Annotated in this window: 24 protein-coding genes; 15 read left to right on the forward strand and 9 right to left on the reverse strand. The window is 65.0% G+C overall.

Annotated features, from left to right (window positions below; genetic code table 11):
• Positions 1-3 precede the first annotated feature (3 nt).
• Positions 4-465: a (2Fe-2S)-binding protein gene (locus tag OXH60_13455; GenBank protein ID MDE0713125.1), complete on the reverse strand. Its 462-nt coding sequence runs from the start codon at positions 463-465 to the stop codon at positions 4-6.
• A 322-nt stretch (positions 466-787) separates the two neighbouring features.
• Between OXH60_13455 and OXH60_13460 the strand changes: the two genes are divergently transcribed.
• Positions 788-2,239 carry a pyridoxal-dependent decarboxylase gene (locus tag OXH60_13460; protein MDE0713126.1) on the forward strand — a complete coding sequence of 484 codons (1,452 nt, stop codon included), beginning with the start codon at positions 788-790 and terminating at the stop codon, positions 2,237-2,239.
• Positions 2,240-2,311: 72 nt separating this feature from the next.
• Here OXH60_13460 and OXH60_13465 read toward each other — a convergent pair whose 3' ends face one another.
• On the reverse strand, positions 2,312-3,370 hold the full coding sequence (locus tag OXH60_13465) for a polyamine ABC transporter substrate-binding protein (protein ID MDE0713127.1): 1,059 nt from the start codon (positions 3,368-3,370) through the stop codon (positions 2,312-2,314).
• A 148-nt stretch (positions 3,371-3,518) separates the two neighbouring features.
• Here OXH60_13465 and OXH60_13470 point away from each other — a divergent pair, with 148 nt between their 5' ends.
• From OXH60_13470 to rsmA, 5 genes are read left to right on the forward strand one after another with little or no spacing between them, the layout of a single operon-like run.
• Positions 3,519-4,637: an LptF/LptG family permease gene (locus tag OXH60_13470; GenBank protein ID MDE0713128.1), complete on the forward strand. Its 1,119-nt coding sequence runs from the start codon at positions 3,519-3,521 to the stop codon at positions 4,635-4,637.
• Positions 4,634-5,731, forward strand: coding sequence for an LptF/LptG family permease (locus tag OXH60_13475; GenBank protein MDE0713129.1), 1,098 nt, complete (start codon positions 4,634-4,636; stop codon positions 5,729-5,731). The genes OXH60_13470 and OXH60_13475 overlap by 4 nt, the downstream gene beginning before the upstream one ends.
• Positions 5,728-7,854: an LPS assembly protein LptD gene (gene lptD / locus OXH60_13480; GenBank protein ID MDE0713130.1), complete on the forward strand. Its 2,127-nt coding sequence runs from the start codon at positions 5,728-5,730 to the stop codon at positions 7,852-7,854. The genes OXH60_13475 and lptD overlap by 4 nt, the downstream gene beginning before the upstream one ends.
• A 6-nt stretch (positions 7,855-7,860) precedes the next feature.
• Positions 7,861-8,847, forward strand: coding sequence for a peptidylprolyl isomerase (locus OXH60_13485; protein ID MDE0713131.1), 987 nt, complete (start codon positions 7,861-7,863; stop codon positions 8,845-8,847).
• A gap of 3 nt (positions 8,848-8,850) precedes the next feature.
• Positions 8,851-9,723, forward strand: a complete 873-nt coding sequence (gene rsmA, locus OXH60_13490) for a 16S rRNA (adenine(1518)-N(6)/adenine(1519)-N(6))-dimethyltransferase RsmA (protein MDE0713132.1) — start codon at positions 8,851-8,853, stop codon at positions 9,721-9,723.
• Here rsmA and gmk read toward each other — a convergent pair.
• Entirely contained in the window at positions 9,698-10,366 is a 669-nt protein-coding gene (gmk, locus tag OXH60_13495; protein ID MDE0713133.1) for a guanylate kinase, read from the reverse strand. The genes rsmA and gmk overlap by 26 nt on opposite strands.
• 272 nt (positions 10,367-10,638) lie before the next feature.
• On the opposite strand from gmk, the gene OXH60_13500 reads away from it, so the two are divergent.
• The gene (locus OXH60_13500) at positions 10,639-12,114 is read left to right on the forward strand and encodes a carboxypeptidase M32 (protein ID MDE0713134.1); all 1,476 of its coding nucleotides are present in this window, start codon (positions 10,639-10,641) and stop codon (positions 12,112-12,114) included.
• Positions 12,115-12,217: 103 nt separating this feature from the next.
• Here the strand turns inward: OXH60_13500 and OXH60_13505 are convergent, their stop codons facing one another.
• The 6 genes from OXH60_13505 to fabD form a co-directional block, all read right to left on the reverse strand.
• On the reverse strand, positions 12,218-12,742 hold the full coding sequence (locus OXH60_13505; GenBank protein ID MDE0713135.1) for a hypothetical protein: 525 nt from the start codon (positions 12,740-12,742) through the stop codon (positions 12,218-12,220).
• Positions 12,743-12,944: 202 nt separating this feature from the next.
• Positions 12,945-13,922, reverse strand: a complete 978-nt coding sequence (gene mltG / locus OXH60_13510; protein MDE0713136.1) for an endolytic transglycosylase MltG — start codon at positions 13,920-13,922, stop codon at positions 12,945-12,947.
• A 4-nt stretch (positions 13,923-13,926) separates the two neighbouring features.
• A complete protein-coding gene (gene fabF / locus OXH60_13515) occupies positions 13,927-15,195 on the reverse strand; it encodes a beta-ketoacyl-ACP synthase II (GenBank protein ID MDE0713137.1) in 1,269 nt (422 codons plus the stop codon).
• 21 nt (positions 15,196-15,216) lie between these two features.
• The gene (locus tag OXH60_13520; GenBank protein ID MDE0713138.1) at positions 15,217-15,453 is read right to left on the reverse strand and encodes an acyl carrier protein; all 237 of its coding nucleotides are present in this window, start codon (positions 15,451-15,453) and stop codon (positions 15,217-15,219) included.
• Between the two features lie 246 nt (positions 15,454-15,699).
• Entirely contained in the window at positions 15,700-16,431 is a 732-nt protein-coding gene (fabG, locus tag OXH60_13525; protein ID MDE0713139.1) for a 3-oxoacyl-[acyl-carrier-protein] reductase, read from the reverse strand.
• Between the two features lie 19 nt (positions 16,432-16,450).
• Positions 16,451-17,398: an ACP S-malonyltransferase gene (gene fabD, locus OXH60_13530; protein ID MDE0713140.1), complete on the reverse strand. Its 948-nt coding sequence runs from the start codon at positions 17,396-17,398 to the stop codon at positions 16,451-16,453.
• Positions 17,399-17,760: 362 nt separating this feature from the next.
• Here fabD and OXH60_13535 point away from each other — a divergent pair, with 362 nt between their 5' ends.
• The 8 genes from OXH60_13535 to serA all read left to right on the forward strand — a co-directional run bounded on the left by OXH60_13535 (position 17,761) and on the right by serA (position 25,391).
• The gene (locus OXH60_13535; protein MDE0713141.1) at positions 17,761-18,525 is read left to right on the forward strand and encodes a SprT-like domain-containing protein; all 765 of its coding nucleotides are present in this window, start codon (positions 17,761-17,763) and stop codon (positions 18,523-18,525) included.
• Positions 18,526-18,785: 260 nt separating this feature from the next.
• Positions 18,786-19,343 carry a 30S ribosomal protein S6 gene (gene rpsF, locus OXH60_13540; protein ID MDE0713142.1) on the forward strand — a complete coding sequence of 186 codons (558 nt, stop codon included), beginning with the start codon at positions 18,786-18,788 and terminating at the stop codon, positions 19,341-19,343.
• Positions 19,340-19,606, forward strand: a complete 267-nt coding sequence (rpsR, locus tag OXH60_13545) for a 30S ribosomal protein S18 (protein ID MDE0713143.1) — start codon at positions 19,340-19,342, stop codon at positions 19,604-19,606. Before rpsF ends, rpsR begins: the two co-directional genes overlap by 4 nt.
• A gap of 22 nt (positions 19,607-19,628) precedes the next feature.
• Positions 19,629-20,561, forward strand: a complete 933-nt coding sequence (locus OXH60_13550) for a DUF2232 domain-containing protein (protein ID MDE0713144.1) — start codon at positions 19,629-19,631, stop codon at positions 20,559-20,561.
• Positions 20,562-20,570: 9 nt separating this feature from the next.
• Positions 20,571-21,287, forward strand: a complete 717-nt coding sequence (gene rplI, locus OXH60_13555; GenBank protein MDE0713145.1) for a 50S ribosomal protein L9 — start codon at positions 20,571-20,573, stop codon at positions 21,285-21,287.
• A gap of 33 nt (positions 21,288-21,320) precedes the next feature.
• A complete protein-coding gene (locus tag OXH60_13560; GenBank protein ID MDE0713146.1) occupies positions 21,321-22,508 on the forward strand; it encodes a cyclopropane-fatty-acyl-phospholipid synthase in 1,188 nt (395 codons plus the stop codon).
• Positions 22,509-22,662: 154 nt separating this feature from the next.
• Positions 22,663-23,817 carry a phosphoserine transaminase gene (locus OXH60_13565; GenBank protein ID MDE0713147.1) on the forward strand — a complete coding sequence of 385 codons (1,155 nt, stop codon included), beginning with the start codon at positions 22,663-22,665 and terminating at the stop codon, positions 23,815-23,817.
• Positions 23,814-25,391, forward strand: coding sequence for a phosphoglycerate dehydrogenase (serA, locus tag OXH60_13570; GenBank protein ID MDE0713148.1), 1,578 nt, complete (start codon positions 23,814-23,816; stop codon positions 25,389-25,391). The genes OXH60_13565 and serA overlap by 4 nt, the downstream gene beginning before the upstream one ends.
• The last annotated feature ends 43 nt before the right edge of the window (positions 25,392-25,434 follow it).

Here is a 25,434-nt window from a genome sequence, read left to right on the forward strand (position 1 = left end):
CCTCTACTGACGCATGGCGGCGGCACCGGCCAGCACCGCCTGCACGATGTTGTGGTAGCCGGTACACCGGCAAATGTTGCCTTCAAGGCCCTCGCGTACCCGCTCCGGAGTCAACGGTTCCGCCGACTGCGCGAGTTCGATGGCCGTCATCACCATGCCCGGAGTACAGAAGCCGCACTGCAGGCCATGATGTTGGCGGAACGCCTCCTGCATGGGGTGGAGCGACCCGTCGGCGTCGGCCAGCCCCTCAATGGTGCGAACCTCTCGGCCGGCCGCCTGCACCGCCAGCACGCTGCACGACTTGACGGCGATGCCGTCGAGGTGCACCACGCATGCCCCGCACTGGCTGGTGTCGCAGCCGATATGCGTGCCGGTGAGCCGGAGAGTGTCACGCAGAAAGTCCACGAGCAGCGTGCGCGGTTCCGCAGGACCTTCAACGTCCTTGCCGTTCACACGGAAGGTAATGGGAGCGGACTGGTCGGTTGCCACGGGTTTCCTCCGGACCGGGCTGGGCGGGCGCCGGCCATGCCGGCACCGAACCGTCAAGATGAAGCGAAAAGGCCAATGGGTCAATTCGCAGGAACCGGGAGCGGGACCGCTGTCCCGCACTCCGTACCCCCCTCTAGCCGGGGTGCAGCCCGCCGAACCCAGCGCTTCATGGAGTCGTCAGTGCCCGCCTGCCCCTACGTATCTCGTCCCGGCCGTGGCAGGATCACCGCGTGACCCCGACGGAGGCAGGGGAACGGCGTCCCGCCGCTGTTCGGGAGTACGGCAAGGAGATCTGATCGTGGATTCGGACACCTTCCGCGCTCATGCGCACGCATTTGTCGATTGGATGGCGGATTATCTGGCTGGTATCGAGCAGCGACCGGTTCGTGCGCAAGTTCGGCCAGGTGACGTCCTGCGCTTGCTGCCTGCGGAGCCTCCGGCGAAGGGCGAACCCATGGAGGCGATTTTTGCCGACTTCGAAAGGGACATTCTCCCGGGCGTGACCCACTGGCAGCATCCTCGGTTCTTCGCCTATTTCCCGGCGAATGCCAGCCCGCCGTCCGTGTTGGCGGAAATGCTGACCGCGGTTCTTGGAGTCAACTGCATGGCGTGGGAGACGTCGCCCGCGGGGACGGAACTCGAAACGCGGGTACTCGAATGGCTCCGACAGATGCTGGACCTGCCGGAAAGCTTCGAAGGCGTGATTCAGGACTCCGCTTCAAGCGCCACGCTGGTGGCTCTTCTTGCCGCCTGCGAGCGGGCCACAGACGGCGCGGCCGCGGCTCGCGGTCTTGCGGGGCATCGCGCCCATACCGTCTACGCCTCCGCCGAGACGCACTCCTCCATCGACAAGGGGTTGATGATCGCGGGGCTGGGCCGGGAAAATTTGCGGAAGATCCCGACGGATTCGTCGTTCGCGCTGCGACCCGAGGCGCTCGCCAACATGATCCGTCAGGACCGGGAAGCCGGACTGATCCCTGCGTGCGTGGTGGCCACCCTCGGTACGACGGCCGTCGGCGGAATCGATCCGCTCGCCGCCATTGCTGCGATCACGCGTCGGGAAGGCCTGTATCTCCATGTGGATGCCGCATGGGCTGGAAGCGCCCTTGTTTGCGAGGAGTTCCGGCAACTGCTCGCCGGGATCGACGACGTCGACAGCTTCGTGTTCAATCCGCACAAATGGCTGCTCACCAACTTCGACTGTTCTGTCCAGTTTTTCCGTAACATGGGAGAAGTCGAACGAGCTCTCACGGTATCGCCGGCGTACCTCCGGACCGCGGCCGGCGACCAGATCATCGACTATCGCAACCGGAGCGTTCCGTTGGGCAGGCGGTTCCGGGCGCTGAAGCTCTGGTTCGTGATCCGGCACTACGGCATCGCGGGGCTGCAGGCGCATGTGCGTCGCCACATCGAACTGGCCCGGGAGCTCGAGACGCGGATTCGACACGCGCCTGGTTTCACCCTGGCCGCGCCGCGGTCCCTGTCCCTCGTCACATTCCGATATTGCCCGGAGGGCCTGGAAGACGAAGCGGCAGTGGACCGGGTCAATCGGGACCTGCTGGTTCGGGTGAACGAAGGCGGACTGGCGTACCTCAGTCCGTGCGAGGCCCGCGGCCGGGTCGCCTTGCGGCTCGCAATTGGGGCACCGGCAACGGAATCCCGACACGTCGCCGAGGCCTGGGATCACATCGCGCATCTGGCTAGCCTTTGCGTCCCGCCAGCGTCGGGGGGCGGTGCCGGCACACCTTGACGGCGGTTACTGAGAGCGGCGGCGCTCCGGTGCGCGGGACCATGGAAACCGGTGTCCGCGGGGGTCTCCCGTTCACCGGGCCCCGCGGACACGAGTCCACAAACGGCTGACGAACTCCTGCACCTCCGGTGGGTACGGGCTTGCGACGTAGAGGCTTGCCCGTACCTCGTCGGACGGATGAACACCCGGCTCCGTGATCAGCTCGGCGTCGAGGTGCGGACATGCCGCGGCGTTGGCGTTGGCGTAGAACACATGATTGGAGATCTCGGCGATCACATCCGGCCGCATGACGTAGTTGATGAAACGGTGCGCGTGTTCCGGATTGGGGGAGTCTGCCGGGATCGCCATCATGTCGATCCACATGAGGGCCCCTTCTTCCGGGATCACGTAGCGGATCTCGGCGTCGTTGCCGGCTTCCAGGCTGCGCGCGCGCGCCTGCAGCATGTCGCCCGACCACCCCATGGTCAGGCAGATGTCGCCGTTCGCCAGCGCTTGGATTTGCTCGGAGTTGTGAAAGCCGCGGATATATGGCCGGATGGCCATCAGGACGGGTTCCACCCTTGCGATCACGTCGGGATCCTGGCTGTCCGGGTTCTCGCCGATAAAGCTGAGAACGGCTGGAATGACTTCGTCCGGCTCATCCAGGACATACACCCCGCAGTCGGCGAACCTGGAGACGACTACCGGATCGAACAGCATCTGCCATGAGTTGGTGGGAGCAGCGGCATCGCGCTCGGCGATCTGTCGGGCGTTGTAGCCGAGCCCGGTCGTGCCCCACAGGTAGGGTACCCCGTGGCGATTGCCGGGATCCCACCGACGGATCTGCGTCATGAATTGGGGGCTCATGTGCCGGAGATTCGGCAGCTGACGCTCATCCAGCGCCTGAAACACGCCGGCCAGACGCTGCCGGGCGAGGAAACTGCCGCTGGGCACGACGACGTCATATCCGCTATTCCCCACGAGCAACTCTGTTTCGAGGGTGTAGTTGGAATCGAAAACGTCGTAGATCACCCGGATGCCGGTTTCGGCTTCGAAGCCCGAAACGATGTCCGGATCGATGTAGTCGGACCAGTTGTACACCTTGACAACGGCGGTGTCGGTGGCCGCGGCCGAGACCGTGAGCAGCGTCACTGCACAGGTCAGCAAGAGGGTCGGTCTGATGACGGCCTCCCTGGATTGGGTCGCGCGTCGGCGCGTGAACCAGTGGCCAGACGGACACCCGCTGCTGCGACCATGGTACATATCAGGGTCCGCCTTCGAGCAAGGATCCCGGCCCGCCATGTACAGGTTGTCCCTCTACATCGCCCGCCAGCTTGCCGCTCCCTACGCGTTCGTCCTGCTCGCGTTGATCAGCCTGATCATCGTGATTCCTTCTCTGCGCCTGATCGACGTCGTGCTGTCGAAAGGCCTCTCGCCGGAGGCCTTTGTTGGCTTGCTTATCGCCTACGCCCCGCGGGATCTGGCATTCGCACTGCCGTTCCTGGTCTTTCTCGCGACGGCGAGCGCATACGGACGGCTCAGCTTGGACTCGGAACTCGTGGCGCTTCAGGCGACCGGCCGGAGCAACCTCCAGCTCATGACGCCGGCGCTCGTCTTCGGCCTGCTCGCGGGGATCGCGGCACTGGTCCTGGAAACCTGGCTGGCGCCCGCGGGATACCAGCGCTATCGCGACCAAATCCAGGAAATCCGCAGCAGTTACGCCAATCTGCTGCCGCAGGAGGCGACGTTCGTGTCGCCAGTCCAGGGGCTCACCGTGTTCGTGCGCGAACGCGATCCCGATGGGACGCTCAGAGGCCTTCTGATCCACGACGGCCGCGACCCCGGCCGCTCGGTCTCGATCGTGGCGCGGGAAGGACGGAGTCAGTTCAGCGGCGGGTTGCCGCGGTTCGTGGTGTACGAGGGCAGCCGGCACGAAATGGGACCGATTCGCGATCAGATCCATACGCTGAGCTTTGACCGGTACGTTTTTGAGGTGGCCGCAGGGGACCGTCCAGCCGGTAAGCGGCGAACGCGCTCGGTTGCGGAACGTTCGCTGTGGGAGCTTCTCGATGCGCCCCCGGACACCGCGACGTCCGTCCGACGGCAGTTCGAGGCCGAGGCGCAACGCCGGTTGCAGGCGCCGCTGTTTCTCCTGTTGATGGCGCTCGCGGGCGTGACACCGTTTCTTCTTAAGCACCGGATGCGGGAACACCCCCTGCGCCCGCTGCTGTCGGCGAGCGTAGCGGCCGTGACACTGGAGGTCCTCTTTATTGCCGCACCCTGGGCATACGCTTCGTTTCCAGTCCTCATCCCGATTTCCTACGGTGCGCTGATCACGGCGATCGCACTGACCCTTGCCTGGGCGCACGTGCACGACATTCGCCGTCGCTCGCTGCGGATCTCCAGGAGCGCCGCATGACGACATCGATCCGGATCTGGGCCTATCTGGCCCGGCGCCATGTCGCAGGCATCGCAATCGGTTTCGCGGTGATTTCCGCACTAGTTCTGGCCGGAAACTTCGTTGAGTTCTGGCGCCGGGCCGTTGCACGCGACATTGGTGACCTCGGCCTGGTGGGCGGGATGGCGCTGCTGCACTTTCCCTTCCTGATCGAGCACTTCCTGCCTGCGATCGTGTTGATCGGCGCGATGCTGTCCTACCGCCACCTGGGTCGTCATGGCGAGTTGGTGGCGGTGCGCGCCACGGGAATTTCGTGGATGCATCTCGTCATGCCAGGCATCGCGATTGCCGCCGTTATCGGCGCTGGCTGGCTATTCGTGGGAAATCCCGTCAGCGCGGCCACGCAAACGCGCCTGGACAGCTTGGAGGCCAGCCACTTCGGTCGCGATACGGGCCGGCTGACGTTGCTGGGTTCCGGTTTTTGGATCCGTGAGACCGGTCCCGCGGGGGAGACGATCGTCCACGCGCGGACGATCGATCTGGCCACCATGCGGCTGGCCGACGTCGTGGTCTTTCGATTCGGGCAGGGCGATCACCTGGACGAATGGATCAACGCCGACTCGGCGCTGCTGGACGGCCGGGGAAACTGGCAACTGCGGGACGGCGTGATCGTCGACCGGGAACGCGAAGTCGAGCGCGTAACCACTTATTCGATTGCCAGCACGCTCGATCGCCACGCGATCAACGAGGGCTTCACGCCGGCGGGAATGATCCCGTTGTGGAAACTGCCGCAATATGTCGCAACGCTGGAACAGTTCGGTTTTTCGGCCCGCGTGCACGCGATGCAGTTCCATACGCTGCTGTCCCTGCCGGCCACGCTCATCAGCATGATGCTGCTGGGAGCTGCGTTCATGGTTCCGAGCCTGGGCCGTTCGGCTCCGTGGCTCCGGTATTCGGGCACACTGCTCGGCGGCGTGTTGTTCTACGCAGTACGCGATTTCTGCCGCAGCTATGGGGAAACCACGGATGTTCCGGTAGCGCTCGCCGCTTGGCTGCCGGCGCTGCTGCCGGCGGTTTTCGGTGTGGCGGCCATCCTGCACCACGAGGATGGATGACGATGCCGGGCGGTTGCGTCCGCTTGGCCGGTTGCGTGGTGCTGTTCGCGCTGTACCTGCCGAGCACCGTCGCCGCCGTCGAATCGGATATCGAGGCCGATCGGTTTACCGTTTGGGAAGAGACGTCGGTCGTCGAGGCGATCGGCAATGTCCGGCTGCGTTCGGGCGCTCGCACGTTGACCGCCGACCGAATCGAGTACCGGTATGCGGAGGGCCGGATCTTCGCTGAGGGTCAGGTGAACCTGACTGATGCTGACGGGACGGTCCACGCAGTGGAACGGGTCGAGCTGACCGATGACCTGCGTAGTGGCGCGTTCAGAGCACTGCGTTCGCAGTTTGCAGCCGGCGGCGTGCTCTCCGCTCGGTCGGCGCGGCGAACTCGGGGCGTTCGGACCGATTTCAGGGAAGTCACCTACACGCGTTGCGAGACGTGCCCCGATTCCCGCGACCCTCCCCCCTGGCGCGTACGCGCCACGGCGGCGACCCATGAAACCCGTCAGCAGACCATCACCTATCGAGACGTCTTGCTGGAGGCCTTCGGCGTCCCGGTCATGTATCTGCCGTGGGCGCAGTTCAAGGACTTCTCTGTCCGCCGCGCCAAGGGGTTCCTGCTGCCTGCAGTCCGATCGGACCGCGCGCTGGGTTTGGTGGTGGAAACTCCCTATTTCCTGCCGCTCGGGCCGTCCCAGGACCTGCTGCTGCGCACGGGTTACTCCACGCGCGAGGGGCCGCTGCTGGGTGGCGCGTGGCGCCGCGCCGGGATCAGTTCCGACTATCGCGTCGAGGCTTCGGCAACCCGCGGCAGCCGGACGCAGGCCGACGGCACCCGTGCCCAGGAACTACGGGGTCACCTTTCCGCCAAAGGGGCCATCGGTCTAGCCAAGGGCTGGTCCGTCGGCTGGGACGCGACGCGAGCCAGCGACGCGTCGTACCTTGCACGTTACGGTCTCGGCAGGGGAATCAACGTGTTGTCCCAGTACGCGTACCTACGCAAGCGAGGTGACCGGCTCGACGCGGACCTCGAAATGTATGGGTTCCAGAATCTGTCCATTCTTTCCGAGGATGATCGGGTACCGTTCATCTTTCCGCGCGCGCGCCTGCGCTGGGACAGCGGCCCTGCTGTGTTTGGGGGCCGAATCGTTGCCGTTGGTGATGCCTTGGCGCTGGCGCAGGATGATGGTCGGCGCAACCACAGGCTGTCGATCGAAGGCAGATGGGAGCGCAGCTTCCCGCGCGACGCCGGATATGTGCTCGACGCCGTCGTGCGTCTTCGGGCGGATGGCTTTGACGTGCGGGCCGGTGAGAGCGACGCGCCCATCAGCGATCATCGCATAACCCGTTTCGCGCCCTCGGCGGAACTCGGCTGGCGGTTTCCCCTGGTACGGCAGTTCGCGGACGGGCAGGTCGTGGTCGAGCCCGTGCTCCAGGCGCTTGTCGCTCCCGAGGGGCTCAACCGCGATCCGGTTCCCAATACGGATTCGGTCGATGTCGAACTCAGTCATGCCAGTTTGTTTGAGTCCAACCGGTTTCCTGGCCTTGATCGGGTGGAAGGCGGTGTCCGCGTCAACATGGGGATGCGAGGGACGTATCAAGGGACGGGCGGCATCGTCGCACGTGGCACCGTTGGCCGCGTGCTGCGCCTGACGAGCGAGAGCGACTTCGACCCTCATACCGGCCTGGCAGATCAGTCCTCGGATCTCGTGGGCGAGGTCGCCGTGAGGATCGAAGGGGTGGGGGCTGGTTACTGGAATTTCCGGCGGTCTCCGGCGGTTTCCGGCGTCCGGCACGACCAGGTGGGCGCGGAGATACGTCTGGGCCCGGTGGAGACCGCGTTCACGTACGTCCGGCTGCACGACGATCCGACATCGCTGTCCACTGCGAGCTCGGAACAGGTTGGAAACCATGTCGCTTGGCAGATCACGCCGGAATGGAAGCTGACGGGTTATCATCTTCGGGATTTGGGCCGTGCGGCGTATTCTTCGACGCTGAAGGCCGGGCTCGGCCTGAGTTTCCGGAACGAGTGCCTGGATCTGTCCTTGAATTTTCAACGGGAGCCCACGCGCGCGTCGGATATTCCTCCCTCGTCCTCGGTGGGTTTGAAAATCACCCTGCTCGGATTCTGAACGTCCATGCCTCGATTCTCTGAATCTCCGACGCCACTTCGTGTGCCCCGCACGCGGCGCATTCCGTTCCGCTTGGTGGTGCTGTGCGGTGTGATGCTGACCTATTCGACAGGCCCGGCAGTGGGGCAGGAGCAGGAGATCACCCGCGTCGTGGCAGTTGTCAACGACGAACCGATTTCGGTGCTCGACCTGGCGGCTCGGGTCCGTTTCACGGTCGCCACGCTTGGCGCCCCTGAAGACGAGAGTGAGCGGGAGCTCATGGTGCAGGAAGTGCTGGAAACCCTGATCGACGAGCGCCTCAAGGTGCAGGCTGCCGAGCGCCTCTCCGTCGAAATTCGAGGCAGTGAAGCTGAAGCCGCGTACGTGCGATACGCGGGGACGTTCGGGATGGAACCGGACGCGTTCACCCGGACCCTGAGGCAGCAAGGCATCTCTGAGGTCACCGTCTGGTCGAAGATCGACGCCGACTTGCGATGGGGCCGCATCATCCGGGGCCAGGTGGTCGTGGCGCCGGATGCGGTAGAAGCGGAGATCGCCAGCATCCGTGCCGCCGAGGGGCAGCCGGAGTACCGGATTCGTCGGATCGTGCTCCTGGCCGACGGCGACAGCGATCGGGCGCGTGTCCGGGAGGATGCGGCCCGGCTGCGCGAAGAACTGGAAGCGGGGGCAGACTTTCGGCTGCTTGCGCTCCGCCACTCGCAGGGACTACCGGATTCGCCAGGTGGCGACTGGGTGCGCGGCGATGCCGTTGATCCGGTTTTGGCGGAGGTGCTCGCCCGGCTGGACGAGGGCGCGGTGTCGGACCCGGTGGAGACAGCCGGAGCCATCTATCTCGTGCTGTTGCTGGATCGTCGGGCGGTCACCGTGCCCGATGATGAAACCGCCCTTCGCCGCCAGGCAGAAGACCTGGTCTTCAGGCGCAACGCCCTGACGACCAATCGCACGTTGGTGCGGCAACTGCGCGCGAGCGCTCTGATCGACCGCCGCCTCTGACACATGGGCGGTGCCGACGCCACGATTTCGGCTCTGCCGCCAATTCGTGATGTCGTGACAGCTGCCGGCATCGCGCCGCGCAAGTCCTTCGGTCAGCATTTCCTGTTCGATCTGAACGTGGCAGCTCGCATTGCGCGGGCGGCCGGAGACCTATCGTCGGGGACCGTGGTGGAGGTTGGTCCCGGACCCGGCGCCCTGACGCGGGCGTTGCTGCTCGCCGGTGCTCGACGAGTGGTTGCGATCGAACGGGATGCCCGCTGCGTTGCCGCACTGCAGGGCCTGATCAAGGCCGCTCCGGGGCGGCTGTCGGTGATCGAGGCGGACGCCCGCGGCCGGCGGCTCGAAGATTGCGGAGAGCCGCCCGTGCGCGTGGTCGCCAACCTCCCGTACGGCATCGCATCGCGGCTTCTGGTTGACTGGCTCCCTGCGGGTACCGGGGTCAAGGGGTTCACCCTGATGTTCCAGCGCGAGGTCGCGCAACGCATCACCGCTGCTCCCGGCACGTCGGCCTACGGCCGGCTGTCGGTTCTCGTGCAATGGGCAGCGACGGCGCGGATCCTGTTTTCGATTCCACCTGGCGTGTTCGTGCCGCCGCCGCAAGTGCATTCGGCCGTCGTGGAGATCATCCCGCGCGGTTCCACAGAAACGGACGGGCCCACGATGGAGGATCTTCGAGCAGTTGTGCGACAGGCTTTCGGGCAACGCCGGAAAATGCTGCGGTCGTCGCTCGCGGCGCTTGGCAACCCCGAAGCGCTGCTAGCGCAGGCCGGGATTGCGGCAGATCGTCGTGCCGCGGAGCTTTCCGTTGCCGAGTTCGCCCGGTTAGCGAAGGCGGTGGGGCAGCGGGGGGTCAGGTACGCAGCATCATCTCAATGAAGCTGCCAATGCTCTTGCCTCTTCGGCGGATTTGCTCCACCCGGACGACGGACCGGATTTCCTCGACGCAGGTATCAAGGTCGTGGTTCACGATGACGTAGTCGAACTCATGCCAGTGCGATATCTCTTCCTCGGCCTTGGCCAGGCGGTGTTTGATCGTGGTGTCGGAGTCCTGGGCGCGCGCGCGGATTCGTCGCTCCAGCTCCGTCATGGAAGGCGGCAACATGAACACCGAGACACATCGATTGCCCAATGCCAACCGCATGCTTTCGGCGCCCTGCCAGTCGAGGTCGGCGACCACGTCCAGGCCCTGCGCCAGACGCGCTTCGACGGGACCGCGCGGGGTTCCGTACCGGCTGCCGAAGACTTCGGCGTGCTCCAGGAGCCCACCGGACCGGGCAAGTCGGTCGAATTCAGCTTCGCCAACAAACCGATAGTGATCGCCGCGCCGTTCCGTCGCCCGCGGTTTCCTCGTGGTCACCGAAACCGACATCGCCAGTCGTGGTTCGGTCTCGAGCAGCCGGCGAAGCACCGTCGTCTTGCCAGATCCCGAGGCGGCCGACAGCACCAGGACCATGCCGTCGCGCGTGGCGTCCAGCCGAGCATTGGACGGTTGGGCGGCGTTCGTATCGGGCGCATTCATCCGTCGAAGTCGCGCGAAAGGCCGCAGATCACGTCGGTTCCAAGAGCATCGCCGTAGTATAGGCGGCGCGTGAAACACCATCGCCATTGGCCTCGCCGGCCAAGCCGTGGTGCCGTGTCAAACCGCGGACTTATGCCCTCGGGTATCCATACGGGATGGGAGCTTCGCGAGTACGCGCGTCTAGGGCGTGACGCTGGCTCGGCCGCCTGGGCCCCGCCGTCGCCATGCTCGTGTGCACCCACGCAATACGGGACGGAAGGGGCGGGGAAGCAATGGCGAACGATGCATACCGGCGGCTGGTACAGAATTTCGCCGCCATCCAGGACCTGAATTCCGCGGCGAACACCCTGGACTGGTACGCAAGGACCAAGGCTCCGAAAGCTGCGCAGCCGGGGCTTGGAAGCCAGATCGCGACGCTGAGAAAGCAGGCACATGAACTGCTCGTGAACCCCAGGAGTGCCGACGACCTTGCGGCCGCCACAGCGTGCGAGCCCTGGGAAGCCGCCAATCTGCGTGAAATGCGTCGCCGACATCGCCTTGCCACAGCCCTGCCGGCCGATTTCGTGGAGGCTCAGGTTTTGGCGGCCTCCCGAGCCCAGCTGGTCTGGGAGAGGTCGAGGCCGGAAGCGGATTTTGCGGCTTTTCTGCCAGCCCTGAGGGAGTTTCTCGGGCACGTTCGCGAACGGGCTCGGATACAGGGCAGGGCCCTCGGGCTGTCGCCCTACGATGCGTTGTTGGAGGCGCACGATCCGGGCCGGCGGAACGCCGACATAACGAGGATGTTCGGAGAATTGGAAACGGTCCTGCCGGGCATCGTCGACCAGGTCCGCGGCGGACCGAAGCCGGCCGGGCCGACCGGGAAGAAGAGGAAGCTCAAGCGGGTCGCCCGTCGGATGATGACGATGATTGGCCTGCCGGCGACCCATGCTCGCCTGGATACATCATCCCATCCGTTCACCGCTGGCGAGCCCGAAGACATTCGCATTACGACCCGTTATTCCGGAGCCCCGGGCGAAACACTGATGGCGGTCCTCCACGAGTGCGGGCATGCGTTGTACGTCGCGGGCTTGCCCGCGGCCCATCGCCGGCAGCCGGTCGGGGCAGCCCGGGGCATGACCGCCCATGAGAGCCAGAGCCTATTGATCGAGATGTTCGCCTGCCGGTCGCGCGGCTTCGCCGTCCACTACGCACGGCTGCTTCGGGACGAGTTCGGCGAAGAGGGCGCGTGGGATCCGGACCGACTGCACAAGGTGCTCACGCATGTCGAGCCTGGCGTCACGCGCGTCGAGGCAGACGAGGTCACATACCCGCTGCACATCGTCATTCGCCACCGCTGTGAAACCGCAATGCTCGACGGGACGCTCGACCCGGCCGACCTGCCGGACGCCTTCAACGACGCCATGGTGGCGCTGCTCGGAATCCGCCCCACGAATCCGCGTGAAGGCTGCCTTCAAGATCCGCACTGGACTCTTGTGGAGGGTTGGGCCTACTTCCCGACCTACGCGTTGGGAGCACTCATGGCTGCACAGCTGGCCGAGACCATGTGGGCTGTCTTGCCCGATCTCAACGGCGATCTCGCGCGGGGCGACTTTGCTCCGCTTGCCAAGTGGTTGCGGGAGAATGTGCACAGCCGGGGCTGCTTCGATTCGTCGGCGGACGCGTTGCTGGAGCACGCAACCGGCCGCCCGCTCGATACCGGGGCGTTCATGCGCCATCTGGAACGCCGTTACCTGTGCCGCAGGTCATAACGTCCGGCCCCTCGATTCGGGGATTCGGCGTGGACCGCAGTCGGCGGGGGCGGAGGTACGCGCGCTGACACTCGATCCCGCCTGGCGCCGCGACACATCCGGGCTAGCGTCGGCGATCGTCCATCTTTGCGAGAAACAGGCGTATGTGTTCGGCGACCCAGCTGGGCAGTTCCTCCGCGAGGGCTAGTTCGAAATGTCTTCTTGCCGTCTGATCGTCCTCCATCAGAAAAAAGGTCGTGGCGAGTTCGATCCGGGCGCGCACATATTCCGGGCGCGCATCCAGGACCTCGCCGAAAGCCGAGACCGCCTCGTCAAGCAGCGCCTGCCGCTCTGGCGCAGGTACCTGCAGATACTGGACCTTCCCGGCCGACGCCAAACCAAGAAGGAAGAAAAGATCTGTGTCAGTTGAACCGGCTTCCCGGTGAGCGCGCAGCATGGGAAGCACCTGGTCGAAGTGGCCGATCGCGAGCAAGAGACGGGCCTTGTCAATGGTTTCTGCGACCGACGGCAGGGGCGCCGGCTGATCTGATTGCGAATCTTCCGCGTATACGCAAGTGCCACCGGTGAACGTCAGCAGCGCCGCGAATGCGAGCGCCTGCAGCGTGAGGCAAAGTCTCGGGATATCCATAGCCAGCTGCGGTATCGCGTGTTCTCAGCCGCCCGGGGGCAGGTTCGGTCCATCACGTGCCGGCTCCCCGGCTGTCGGGACCGGCAGTCTGGAAGGCGCGGACGGGTGATGCTAGCGACCTGACGACCGCGAATCATGCGTGGGGCAGTACAGCCGGGCACAATGGGACTTCGGACGGCACGGGCCTCGGCAAGTCCGCCCGCTACTCCGCGGCGTGCGAAGCCTCTTGCGTACGGCTGCGAAGAGCTTTCCAACGCGCAACGTTCCGATTGTGCTGCCGTAGCGTTGTCGCGAACGCATGACCTCCGGAACCGTTGGCGACGAAATAGAGGTCGTCGGTTGTCGCAGGACGGATGGCGGCGTCGATGGAGGCGAGGCCCGGAATGCCGATCGGTGTCGGTGGAAGGCCCCGTATCCGGTACGTGTTCCAGCGATGCGGACGTTTCAGGTCGGCCTTTGAAAGTTTCCGCGAAGAGTCGGGATCCATGCCGTACAGCACCGTGGGATCCGACTGCAGGCGCATGCCGCGGTGCAGCCGATTGACGAATACGGCGGCAATACGGCGCCGCTCCGATTCCTGCGCGGTCTCCGCCTCGATCATTGAGGCTAACACGAGTGCTTCTTCGGGAGCGCGGTACGGGAGGTCGGGACTGCGTCGCCCCCACGCGGTCGCCAGAATTTCTGTCATCCTGGATTGGGCCCGGTCGATGATTGCACCCCGGGGCGAGCCGCGCCGAAAGAAATAGGTGTCGGGAAACAGCGAGCCCTCCGGCGGCATCGTCGCAATCGTGCCGGTCAGCAACTCGTTCCGTTCCAGCAGGGCCACCGCTTGGCGGACGGTGATGCCTTCGACCAACGTGATCCGATGGAGCACGGATTCGCCGCGGGCCATGATGTCGGCAACCTGCCACATCGATGCGCGAGCCGGGTAGGCATATTCGCCGGCCTGCAGGCGACGCCCAACCCCGGTCAGGCGCAAGCCCGCTTCGAACAGCACCGCCGAACGAATCACGCCGGCACGTTCGAGACGCGACGCGATCCCGTTCAGCGAGGTGCCCGGAGCCACAACTACCGTGGTCGGTTCGACATGTGGCCCGTCGATCTGAAAGGCCGAGTACAGCAGCGCGGCCGCGAAGACCGGGGCCAGCAATCCGGCAGCAACGAGCCATCGGCCCGGCATGGGATCAGTCGGCGTGGCCGACGATGAGTGATGCGTTGGTCCCGCCAAACCCGAACGAGTTCGACAGCGCGGCCCGCACCGGGCGGTCCCTCGCTGCATGCGGCACCAGATCAAGCCCCTCGGCCCCGCGGCACGGGCGGTCAAGATTCAGGGTGGGCGGGACGGCACCGTGCACCACTGCCAGCAGGGCGTAAATCGTTTCAACGGCGCCGGCTGCTCCCAAGAGGTGTCCGATGGAAGACTTGGTCGAACTGATCGATACGTCGGCCGCCCGGTCACCAAACAGGCGTCGGATGGCTCCGAGTTCGATCTCGTCGCCTAAGGGAGTCGACGTCCCGTGTGCGTTCAGGTAGTCGATGTCCGCTGGCGTCATGTCTGCGTCCTCGAACGCGGCCTGCATGCTGCGGAATCCGCCGTCCCCGTCGGGCGCGGGCGCCGAGATGTGGTGCGCGTCCCCCGACAGGCCGTAGCCCTTGATTTCACCGTAGATCCGCGCCCCGCGCGCGCGCGCGTGTTCAAACTCCTCGAGCACCACGACGCCGGCACCTTCCCCCATGACGAACCCGTCACGGTCCTCATCCCACGGGCGCGAGGCGCGCTGCGGCGCATCATTGAAATTGGTGGAGAGTGCCCGCATGGCGGCAAATCCGGCAATGCCCAGCCGGCAGACCGATGCTTCCGCCCCGCCCGCCACCATGACATCTGCCATTCCTGCGCGGATGATCCCGGTGGCGTCGCCGATCGCATGCATGCCCGTCGCGCAGGCCGTCACCACCGAGTGATTGGGGCCCCGAAAACCATAGCGGATCGATACCTGCCCCGATGCGAGATTGATGAGACTCGACGGAATAAAAAACGGGGTGATGCGGCGCGGTCCCCTTTGTTCGAGCACGACCGACGCCTCATAGATCGACTGCAGGCCGCCGATCCCGGACCCGATCATGACGCCAGTCCGGTTGCGCGCTTCGGTCGCCTCCTCGTCCGGTGCCCAGCCGGAATCCTGAATCGCCTCGTCGGCCGCCGCGATGGCGTAGAGGATGAATGGATCGACACGCCTCCGATCCCGAGCCGGCATCAGGGCATCGAGGTCGAGGCCATCACCTGCATCGGCACCTGGTACCTGTCCGGCGACCCGGCATGGGAGATCTTCGGTGTCGAAACCGGTCATCGGGCCGAGCCCCGATTCACCCGCCAGCAACCGCCGCCAATTGGCTTCGGTTCCAACAGCAAGTGGCGTGACCAGGCCGACCCCGGTGACGGCGACTCGTTTCATGCAGGTGTCCCGCGAGAGCGGTCAGCTCACCTGTTGTTCGATGTACTGGATTGCATCCTGAACGGTCACGATCTTCTCTGCTGCATCGTCGGGAATTTCGCAGCCGAATTTCTCTTCGAATGCCATGACCAGCTCAACCGTGTCGAGACTGTCAGCACCCAGGTCATCGACAAAACTTGCATTCTCGGTGACTTGCTCCAATTCGACGCCGAGATTTTCAACGACGATGTCTTTGACGCGCTGCGCGATATCGCTCATAGCAAAAATCCGTCAGGTGGGTTGAGGTTGGGGACAAGAGGACATAGCGCGACTGGCGCATCCGCGCCAGCCCACTGAGCCCGAGCCCAGCATCGCCTCGTTACCATACTTCCGCCGGGATGCAAGCACCGGGGCTGACAGGGCCCGAACCGGGCGCCCCCCGGACGGCGGCCGACCCCGCGAATCGTGCAGGCGCCGGTGCCGCGGTCAGGCAGCGTCCGGCCCGGCCCGGCCGGTCACCCGTGATCAACCCAGGCCACCAGCGATCGTCAGCGTTTGACCGGTCAGATAGCCGGCTTCATCCGATGCCAGGTAGACCGCCGCGGCGCCGATATCCTCCGGGGAACCAAACCGGCCCATGGGTACTCTCGCCAAGGCGTCATCGCGGACCGCTTCCGGCAAGGCATCGGTCATCGCGGTCTCGATAAATCCCGGTGCGAGACAGTTCACCGTGATGCCGCGAGTCGCGACCTCAAGGGCCAAAGCCTTCGACATCCCGATCAAACCTGCCTTTGACGCCGCGTAGTTGGCTTGGCCTGGATTACCCAGCAGGCCGGAAACCGACGAAATATTGATGATTCGCCCGGAGCGGCGGCGCATCATGCCGCGGAGTGCGGCCCGAGTAAGCCTGAACGCGGCCGTCAGGTTCACGTCGAGAACAGCCTGCCAATCATCATCCTTCATTCGCAGCGCCAACCCGTCGCGGGTGATCCCGGCATTGTTCACCAGCACGTCGATGGGACCGAGCGCGGCTTCGGTTTCCTTCACCAGTGCGCCGGCGTCGCCCCCGCCCGCAAGATTTGCTACGACAACGTGTGCCCGCTCCTCGAGGCGATCGGCCAGCTGGCGAAGGGCGGTCTCGCGGGTTCCGCTCAGCGCCACAGCCGCACCGGCACGATGGAGCGCCTGGGCGATGGCGGTACCGATACCGCCAGAGGCCCCGGTCACCAACGCGACCCGATTGTGGAGTTCGAACATCTGCGGTTCCTCCGCTCCGTTACAGGACGCGCAACAGGGTTTCCAGGTCCTCTGGCTCGGCCACGTTCATCAACTCGAAACTGCGATCGATTCGCCGGGCCAATCCGGCGAGTACCGCTCCTGGTCCGACTTCGATCAGCGTCCCGACCTCGTCCTGGCGCAGCCGCTCCATGGATTCCCGCCATCGCACCCGGCCGGTGACCTGGGCGACCAGGAGCTCACGGATGGTGGCAGGATCATCCATCGGTTCGCCGCTGACGTTGGCGATGACCGGGACAGCTGGCGGTCGGATCGTCTGGTCGTCCAGCGCCGTTCTCATCTCCTGTGCGGCTGGCTCCATCAGGGCGCAGTGGAAGGGGGCGCTGACCGTCAGGCGGATGGCGCGCCTGAAACCGTGCTCCCGGGCCAGTTCGGCGGCCCGGTCGACGGCGGTTGCGGCTCCGGACACGACGACCTGTCCGGGTGCATTGTCGTTGCCGATCTCCAGCACCTCGCCTTCCGCGGTGGCGGCGATGAGTGCATCGGCGGCCGCAAGGTCGCCGCCGACTAGCGCCGCCATTCCGCCTTCGCCGACGGGGACTGCCGCCTGCATGGCCCGTCCGCGCCGCCGGACCAGCCGCACGGCGTCCGCTAGGGGAAATGCGCCTGCAGCGGTCAGCGCGGTGTACTCCCCCAAGGAATGACCGGCCACGTACTTGGCGGCGCTGGCGATGCTCACGCCGCCCTCGCGCTCCATCACGCGCAACATGGCCAGGGAATGGGTCAGCAGCGCCGGCTGTGCGAATTCGGTTCGAGTGAGGTCGGCTTCAGGTCCCTCGAAGGCGAGTCGCGACAGCGCGAACGACAACGCGTCATCGACCTCTTCCCACGTTTCAGCCGCAGTCGGGAAGGCGTCCCGAACTGCGCGCCCCATTCCGGGCGTTTGTGATCCTTGGCCGGGAAAAATGAATGCGCGTGCGGTCGACATGGCTTCGGCTGCGGTTCCGGTTGAGCTGGCGGGTTCGCGAGGATACAGGGGGATAGTTCTTCCGGTGACCCGGCGGCAAAGCGAGTAACCGACAGCGGGACAGCACGCGGTCCGACCTGCTGCAACAGGACGGCAGGAGGGTCGCCCGCGGAGACCATTCGGGACACGATCGAGCCGATCCGTTGCACGAGGCTGGGAGCAATGTACACTCGTCACAAATCGAGGAACCCGGTCATCGGCAGTAGAAGGACGGTCAGGTAGTCGCGTTGCAAGTGGTCACAAGACGTCAATTTCCGACGATGCATAGGTCAGTTTTCGGTTGAAGGTTACGATTTGGTTTCGAGAGGTGCGTCCCGCACGCAATGGATACGATTGATGCTTTGAAGGCCCGGATTTCACCGGGCGACACCGTAGAATTCTCGTACAGGAACAGTCAGATCGCCGGGCGCGTCGTATCGCTCGGACAGAAATGTGCCGTGGTCCGCTGCGATCGCGGCGAGCAGTACCGGGTCCCCTACGGCCGCGTCCGGCCGCGTGGTCCGGGCAAGGACCATTCGGCGGCCGAGGGTCGGGCCCTGCGGCGCTGCCGGGAGTTGTTGGACCTGCACGGCCTCAGCGCGACCGGATGGACTGCGAGACTCGACGAATCGCGTTCCCGGGCAGGCGCCTGCAACTTCACGAAAAAGCGCATCTTGCTGTCCAGGCTCTATGTGAGGGTGGCGGCCGAGCCAGAGCTCGATGACACGATCCTGCACGAGATCGCCCATGCGCTTGTAGGCCCGCACCACCACCATGATGCGACCTGGCGGGCCAAGGCCCGTGCCATCGGATGCTCAGGGGACCGTTGCCACACGGTGCAGTTCAGCCCACCGCGTTGGATCGTGGCCTGTGCCGCCGGCTGTTTTTCGCGCTCGGCGCATCGCCGCCGCCGCCGCGCCGTCTGCCGCCGTTGCGGCGGCCCGATTACGTGGCGCGCCTGGGACGGGGAACCGACGCACGAATCGACCGTTGCCCACCCCCGGGTGGCTGCGGCGAAGAGGACTGTTTCGAGCAAGCCGGAACGGTCGCCGAGTGTCAGCAGCGGCGCGTTCCCGGAGCAACGCGAGTTCGACTTCGCAACATGTTGACATCGAAGCGATGCGCGTCCTGACGTTCGGCCGTCGGGTGGCGGAACTGATGGGCTGACGGATGTGGCAGGTGCCGCGGGCGCGCTCCCCTTGCCTTGGCCAATCCCGCGAACCGCTTTGGCTCGGCCCGTGCAGCGGAAGATTCGGCGTTTGCCAGCAGCAATGGGTCTGGCTATGGTCGGTCGGCGCACCCTCGGGTTGCGGTGGACACGTTTTCGACTCCGCCTCTACGGGCGGGGGGCGTGCCCGGTGGTTGGCAAATGCCGTATTACGAATCCGTTCTGATTGCTCGGCAGGAAATTGGTGGTGGCGATGCCGAGCGGCTAGGCGAACATTACGAAGAACTTCTGAGCAAGGAAGGCGCCAGCGTCGTCCGGCGTGAGTACTGGGGACTGCGGCGGCTGGCCTATCGCGTTCGCAAGAACCGGAAGGGCCACTACCTGATGTTTCACGTGGACGGACCGGGGCCCGCGATTCAAGAATTGGAGCGTCAGCTCCGAATCGATGAGAACGTCGTTCGCTACCTGACAATGCGCCTGGACCGGCTGCCCGAGGGTCCGTCAATCATCATGAAGGCACGGGCCGAGCGCGAGGAACGGCGGGACCAGGAAAGCACGCGCAGGGAAGCGGAACGGCAGGCCGCGGACGCGTCCGGCGGCGAGACCGATGCAGCGGAGTCCGAAGCAGCGGAGTCCGAAGCAGGCGGGGAATCCGACAAGCCGGAGGAGGCTGAACCGGCGCCGGAGACTGGTGCTGCCGGCTCCGAGCCAGAGGCCAGCGTCGCGCCCAGCGGCGAAGCGGAAGGAGAGGAGCAATGAGCGAGGACCAGTCGACTGCGGTACGACCAGCAGGCGGTCCTCGCCGGACGTTCTCCCGGCGACGCAAGAGTTGCCCGTTCTCGGGGCCCAATGGCCTGGAAATCGACTACAAGGACGTCAAGACGCTCCAGCGTTTCCTCTCCGAGCGCGGCAAGATCGTGCCGAGCCGGATCAGTGCCGTGTCGGCCCCCAAACAGAGGCAGCTTGCACGCGCCATCAAGCGGGCCCGCATCCTGGCGCTGCTCCCGTTCGTGATTCGATAAGGACATTTGGCTTCTGAGCCGCTTGGGCAAGCCGGAGCACCTCGCGCTCGGTGTGGTAGCGGGCGCGCTCAGCGCGGCCCTGTTCGCCAGCGCCCTGGCCGATTCGGGAGGCTTGGCCGCCGTCTTTCCGGTGCATTTCACGTCGTTGCCGATCCTGTTCGCGAGCGTGAGCCTGGGCGCTGCGCCATTCGCCGCAGCCTGTGCGACCGGGGTGCTCGGGGTTGCCGTCGGGTCGGGTGCCGGATTCTACGGCGGACTGATCTACATGGGCATTCATCTGGTGCCCGTTAGCCTGATTTACGTCCGGCTCCACTTCGCCAAGCAAAACTTGGATACGCCGGGATTCATTGGCCGACTGGTATGCGAACTCACGGTCCTCGCAGCGGTCGCGCTGCTCATCATTTTGGCGGGCGCAGGCTTTGACGTATCGCGGTTGACCGAAGACGTCGCGGTTGCGTTCGGCAAGCTGCTCGGGGCAGCCGCCCCGGACGTACCGAGCGATGCCCGCGAGACGTTCGTCGCGGAGCTGGTCCGCTATTTCCCCGGCTTCGTGGCCGTCTGGTGGCTGCTCTCGCTCGTCGTCTGCGCAGTGTTGGCGCAGGCGGCGGCTCGCCGGTTCGGCATGGCCCGCTTTCCGACCCCCCAATACCGGGCGTTCGAGGTGCCAGTGTGGCTGGTGGGGCTTTTCCTGGTCACGCTGCTCCCCGCCGCATTGCTGCGCGGCAACGTCGCCTCGGTGGCAGGGTCATTTGCATTGCTCTTCGGGACCCCGTTACTCTTGCAGGGATTGGCCGTCATTCACACGGTCAGCCGCTCATGGCCGGGCCGCAGGCTCCTGCTATTCGCCTGCTACGGATCCTTGATCTGGCCGTTCGCCCCCTTGGCTTGGGCCCTCGTCACAGCGCTCGGAGTGATCGAGCACTTCGGTCAATTTCGTCGACCGCATCTTGTTTGAGAGTGAATCATGCAGGTCATACTGCTCGAAAGAATTGGCAACCTAGGCAACCTCGGCGACACCGTGGATGTTCGGCCTGGCTACGCGCGGAACTATCTGTTGCCACAGGGTAAGGTGCTACGTGCAACCCCCGAGAACGTCCGCCGCTTCGCGGAGCAACGCGAAGAGATCCTGGCTGCCAACGCCGCCCGTCGTGAAAGTGCCGAGGCGACGGCCAAGACGTTGCAAGACCTGTCGATTGTCGTGATCCGGCAGGCAAGCGAGCGGGGCGTTCTCTACGGTTCCGTCAGCGCCCGGGACATTGCGCAAGAAGTCGGTCGACAGGCCGGCAAGATCGACCGGCACATGGTGCGCTCCGAGGGAACCATCAAGATGCTGGGTGTCCACATTGTGGAAATTGCCCCGCATCCCGAAATCGCGATTCCGATCACGGTCAACGTCGCCAGAAGCGAGGAAGAGGCCGTTCTTCAGGCGGAGCGCTATGCGCGGGGCGAGGACGTGCTGGCTCTGGGTTCCGACGCCGAAGCTGGCGACGAAGCCAGCGTGGACGAAATGTTCAACGATCCGACCCAGTTCCGTCCGCGGGTGCAGGAAGAGATACCCGACGAACCGGACCCGGCGGAAGCCGAGGCCGACCGGGTTAACCAGCTACTGGACGGCGACAGGCCCTCGGAGTCTCCGGATCCGGAGGCCGTTCCGGAAGCGGCTTCTGGCGACGAATCGTGAGCCTACGTAGCTAGCCACCATTGGGCAGACGACGTGTTTGCCGAACGCGTGCTCCATCGACTGGTCCGTTTCGGCGGTGTCGAAGTGGTTTTGCCTGATGGCCGGGAGATTGCCGCCTCGGGGCACGACCGGCCACGTTTTCGTATCCGCTTCTGGAGCTGGACCGACCTGTTTCGGCTACCGTTCCAGCCGACGCTGGCGTTCGCGGAGGCTTACATGGCCGGCCGGCTTACGGTCGAAAACGGGTCCCTGCACGAACTGGTCGATTTCCTGTATGCGAATCAAGTCGATGCCGAGGCCACGGGGCCGGCACGGCTGCTGCGGAAGATCATCTTTCCGGTCCGCCGGTTCTGGCAGCACAACACGGCGTTCCGCGCCCGGCGAAACGTCAAGCATCACTACGACATTCCCGGCGAAATCTACGAGCTCTTTCTGGATTCGGACCGTCAGTACAGCTGCGCCTACTTTCCGCGCGAGGACATGACGCTGGACGAGGCGCAGGAGGCGAAGAAGCGGCGCATCGCCAGCAAGCTTCAGTTGCAGGAACACCAGCAGGTGCTGGATATCGGTAGTGGCTGGGGCGGCCTCGCACTTCATCTCGCCAAGTTTCACGGGGTCGCCGTGAAGGGACTCACGCTCTCGTCTAACCAGTTCGAGATCGCCTCAAGGCGGGCTGCCGACGATGGTCTTTCCAAGCAGGTGTCGTTTGAACTCGGCGATTACCGAAACGAGTCGGACCGATTCGATCGAATCGTTTCGGTCGGGATGTTCGAGCACGTGGGACTTTCCTACTATCGCTCGTTCTTCGAGACCATCCGGCGCTGCTTGGTGGACGACGGCATTGCGCTGCTCCACACCATCGGCCGGTCTGCGGGGCCGGGCGTGACGGATCCATTCATACGCCGATACATCTTTCCCGGCGGGTACATTCCGGCGCTGTCGGAAGTTCTGCCCGTCATTGAGCGGACGGGTCTGCAGGTGACGGACGTAGAGGTGCTGCGGCTGCACTATGCCTACACGTTGAGCCATTGGCGGCAAAGGGTGCTAGCGGCCCGCGACAAAGTGCTCGAAATTGCCGACGAGCGGTTCTTGCGGATGTGGGAACTCTACCTCTCGGGCAGCGAGGCCGCATTTCGCCACGGTGGGATGGTGGTGTTCCAGATTCAGATGGCCAAGAAGGTGGACGCGCTGCCGCTGTCGCGGAACTACATGTCCGACTGAGGGGTGGCCCTTGAGTAACTCGGCCCTATGCATTTTGTGCATGTGCCGCATGCGTGACCTCGATCTGCAGATCGCCGTATACGCCATTGGTTTGGTATAAGCGGCCCGCCGCGGGTTTCTTCACCCGGACTCTTCCTGCCGCGTATCCAGCCTCATGATTCCTTCAGAGCGCCCGCTTAATCCGTGTTTCTCGTCAGGGCCGTGCGCCAAGCGGCCTGGCTGGACGCCCGACGTTCTCCGTGACGCCCGTCTCGGCAGGTCGCATCGGGCGCCCATCGCCTTGGATCGGATCCGCGAGGTGCTGGACCGTACGCGAGAGCTGCTGTCGCTCCCCGTGGATTACCGGATTGCGCTGGTTCCTGCTTCCGACACGGGCGCGATGGAAATGGCGTTGTGGTCTCTCCTGGGGGCCCGCGGCGTAGATGTACTGGCTTGGGAAAGCTTCGGCAAAGGGTGGGCCACCGACGTCACTTCCCAGTTGCAGCTGACAGATGCGCGCATCTTCGAGGCCCCGTACGGGGAACTGCCCGGTCTCGATCAGGTCGATTTCGACCGCGACGTGGTGTTCGCTTGGAACGGCACGACGTCGGGCGTGTGCGTTCCGGACGCAGCTTGGATTGGCAGTGGCGAGGGGCTAGTGATCTGCGACGCGACATCGGCAGCGTGGGCGATGCCGGTTCCATGGAGCCGTCTGGATGTCGCCACCTTTTCCTGGCAGAAGGCAATGGGCGGGGAAGCCCAGCACGGCATGCTGATTCTGTCGCCACGCGCCGTCGAACGCCTGGAGTCGTACCGACCACCGTGGCCGCTCCCCAAGATCTTTCGCATGGTGAAGCGGGGCCGCGTCGACGAGGCCCTGTTCCGAGGCGGTACCATCAACACCCCGTCTCTCCTCTGCGTGGAGGACGCCCTCGACTCGTTGCGTTGGATCGCTGCCATTGGCGGGGAAGTCGAAACGAGAGCCAGAAGCCGGGCAAATCTGGAAGCAGCGAGCCGATGGGTCGCCGGTTCCCGGTGGGCGGATTTTCTTGCCGCCCGGCCCGAGATTCGCTCCTCCACATCGATGTGTTTCCGGATCACCGATGAATGGTTTGCGGGACTAGATACCGGCGATCAGCGCGCGCGTGTCGAGGAGTTGGTGGGGTTGCTGGAAGAAGAGGGGGTCGCCTATGACATCGCTTCCTATCGCGAGGCACCGCCGGGACTGCGCGTGTGGGGCGGTGCCACGGTCGAAACGGCCGATCTCGGTCGGTTGTTTCCGTGGCTGGACTACGCGTTCTCAGAAATCAAGCGGAAGGCCGGGGCGTGACTGACCGGGTCCTGATTGCCGATCGCCTGAGCCCGCGCGCCGAGGAGGTGTTTGCTGGCCATGGTCTCGAGGCCATCGTAGAGACAGGCCTTGACGAGGCGGCGCTGATCCGCCGCATCCCCGAATTCGCGGGCCTTGCGGTGCGCTCGTCGACCCGAATCACCGAGGCGGTGCTGGAGGCGGCTCGACGCCTTCGGGTGATCGGCCGCGCCGGGATTGGGGTCGACAACATCGACGTGGCAGCCGCCACCCGCCGCGGCGTCGTGGTGATGAACACGCCGTTTGGCAACTCGATCACCACCGCCGAACATACGATCGCCCTGATGTTGTCGCTCGCGCGCAACATTCCGGCCGCGAGTGCATCAACGCATGCGGGCCGCTGGGAGAAGTCGAGGTTTGGAGGGGTTGAGCTCTATCGCAAGACTCTGGGGCTCGTGGGTTGCGGCAACATCGGTGCGATAGTTGCCAATCGGGCTCTTGGGCTTGGGATGCGCGTGATCGTTGCCGACCCGTTCCTTGCCGAGGAGCGAGCCACCGAGCTGGGCGTCGAGGTGGTCCAGTACGATGAGCTGCTCGGCCAGGCGGATTTCATCAGCTTCCATGTGCCGCTGAACGACTCAACCCGGAACATGATGGACGCGGCAGCCCTTGACCGTTGCCGACCGGGCGTACGGATCGTCAACTGCGCCCGCGGGGGCTTGGTAGACGAAAAGGCCCTCAGAGCGGCGATCGAGGCTGGCCGTGTGGCGGGAGCGGCCGTCGACGTGTTCCAGAACGAGCCAGCCCGGGAGAATCCCCTGTTCGGTCTGGAGCAGGTGGTGGCGACACCGCACCTTGGCGCATCGACGGAGGAGGCCCAGGAGAACGTGTCGGTCCAGGTGGCCGAGCAGATGTCGGACTTCCTGCGGACGGGTGCGGTCGCCAATGCGCTGAACATTCCCTCTGTCACCGCCGAGGAAGCGAAGAAGCTGGCTCCGTACATGCGACTCGCGGACCAGCTTGGTCGGCTCGCGGGCCAAGTGGCCGCCACGGGGTTTCGCAGTGTCCATATCGAGTTCGGCGGCCAGGCCAGTACCTTGAACGTTCGCGCCCTGACGTCCGTGGCTCTGGCAGGGCTGCTCAGCCCGCAGCTTGATTCCGTGAACATGATCAACGCCCCGCTGATCGCCGAGAGCCGTAATATCCGGGTGACGACTGCGACCAGTGAATCGCCGGGTGACTACGCGACGGAGATTCGGCTCACCGTGCAGACACAGCGGCAGCGGCGCGAGGTCGCCGGGACGCTACTGGGGCGTGAACCTCGCATCATCGGCATCATGGGAATCGACATCGAGGCCCAGCTTGGACCGAACATGCTTTTCATTACCAATGCCGATGAACCCGGACTTATTGGCGCGCTCGGTACCGCCCTGGGCAACAACGGCGTCAACATCGCGACGTTCCATCTCGGGCGCAGCGCGCCCGGAGCAGACGCCCTGGCCCTGGTGGAGGTCGACCAGCCGGTTTCGCCGGAGCTCACCGAGGAATTGGCCAAGTTGCCGCACGTGCGGAGCGTCCGGGTCCTTCATTTCTGAGAAAATTGCGCGCCGTTGCCAACCCTGCCGCGTGCTAGATTGA

Source organism: Rhodospirillales bacterium, assembly GCA_028824295.1.
GTDB lineage: Bacteria > Pseudomonadota > Alphaproteobacteria > TMED109 > TMED109 > VXPW01.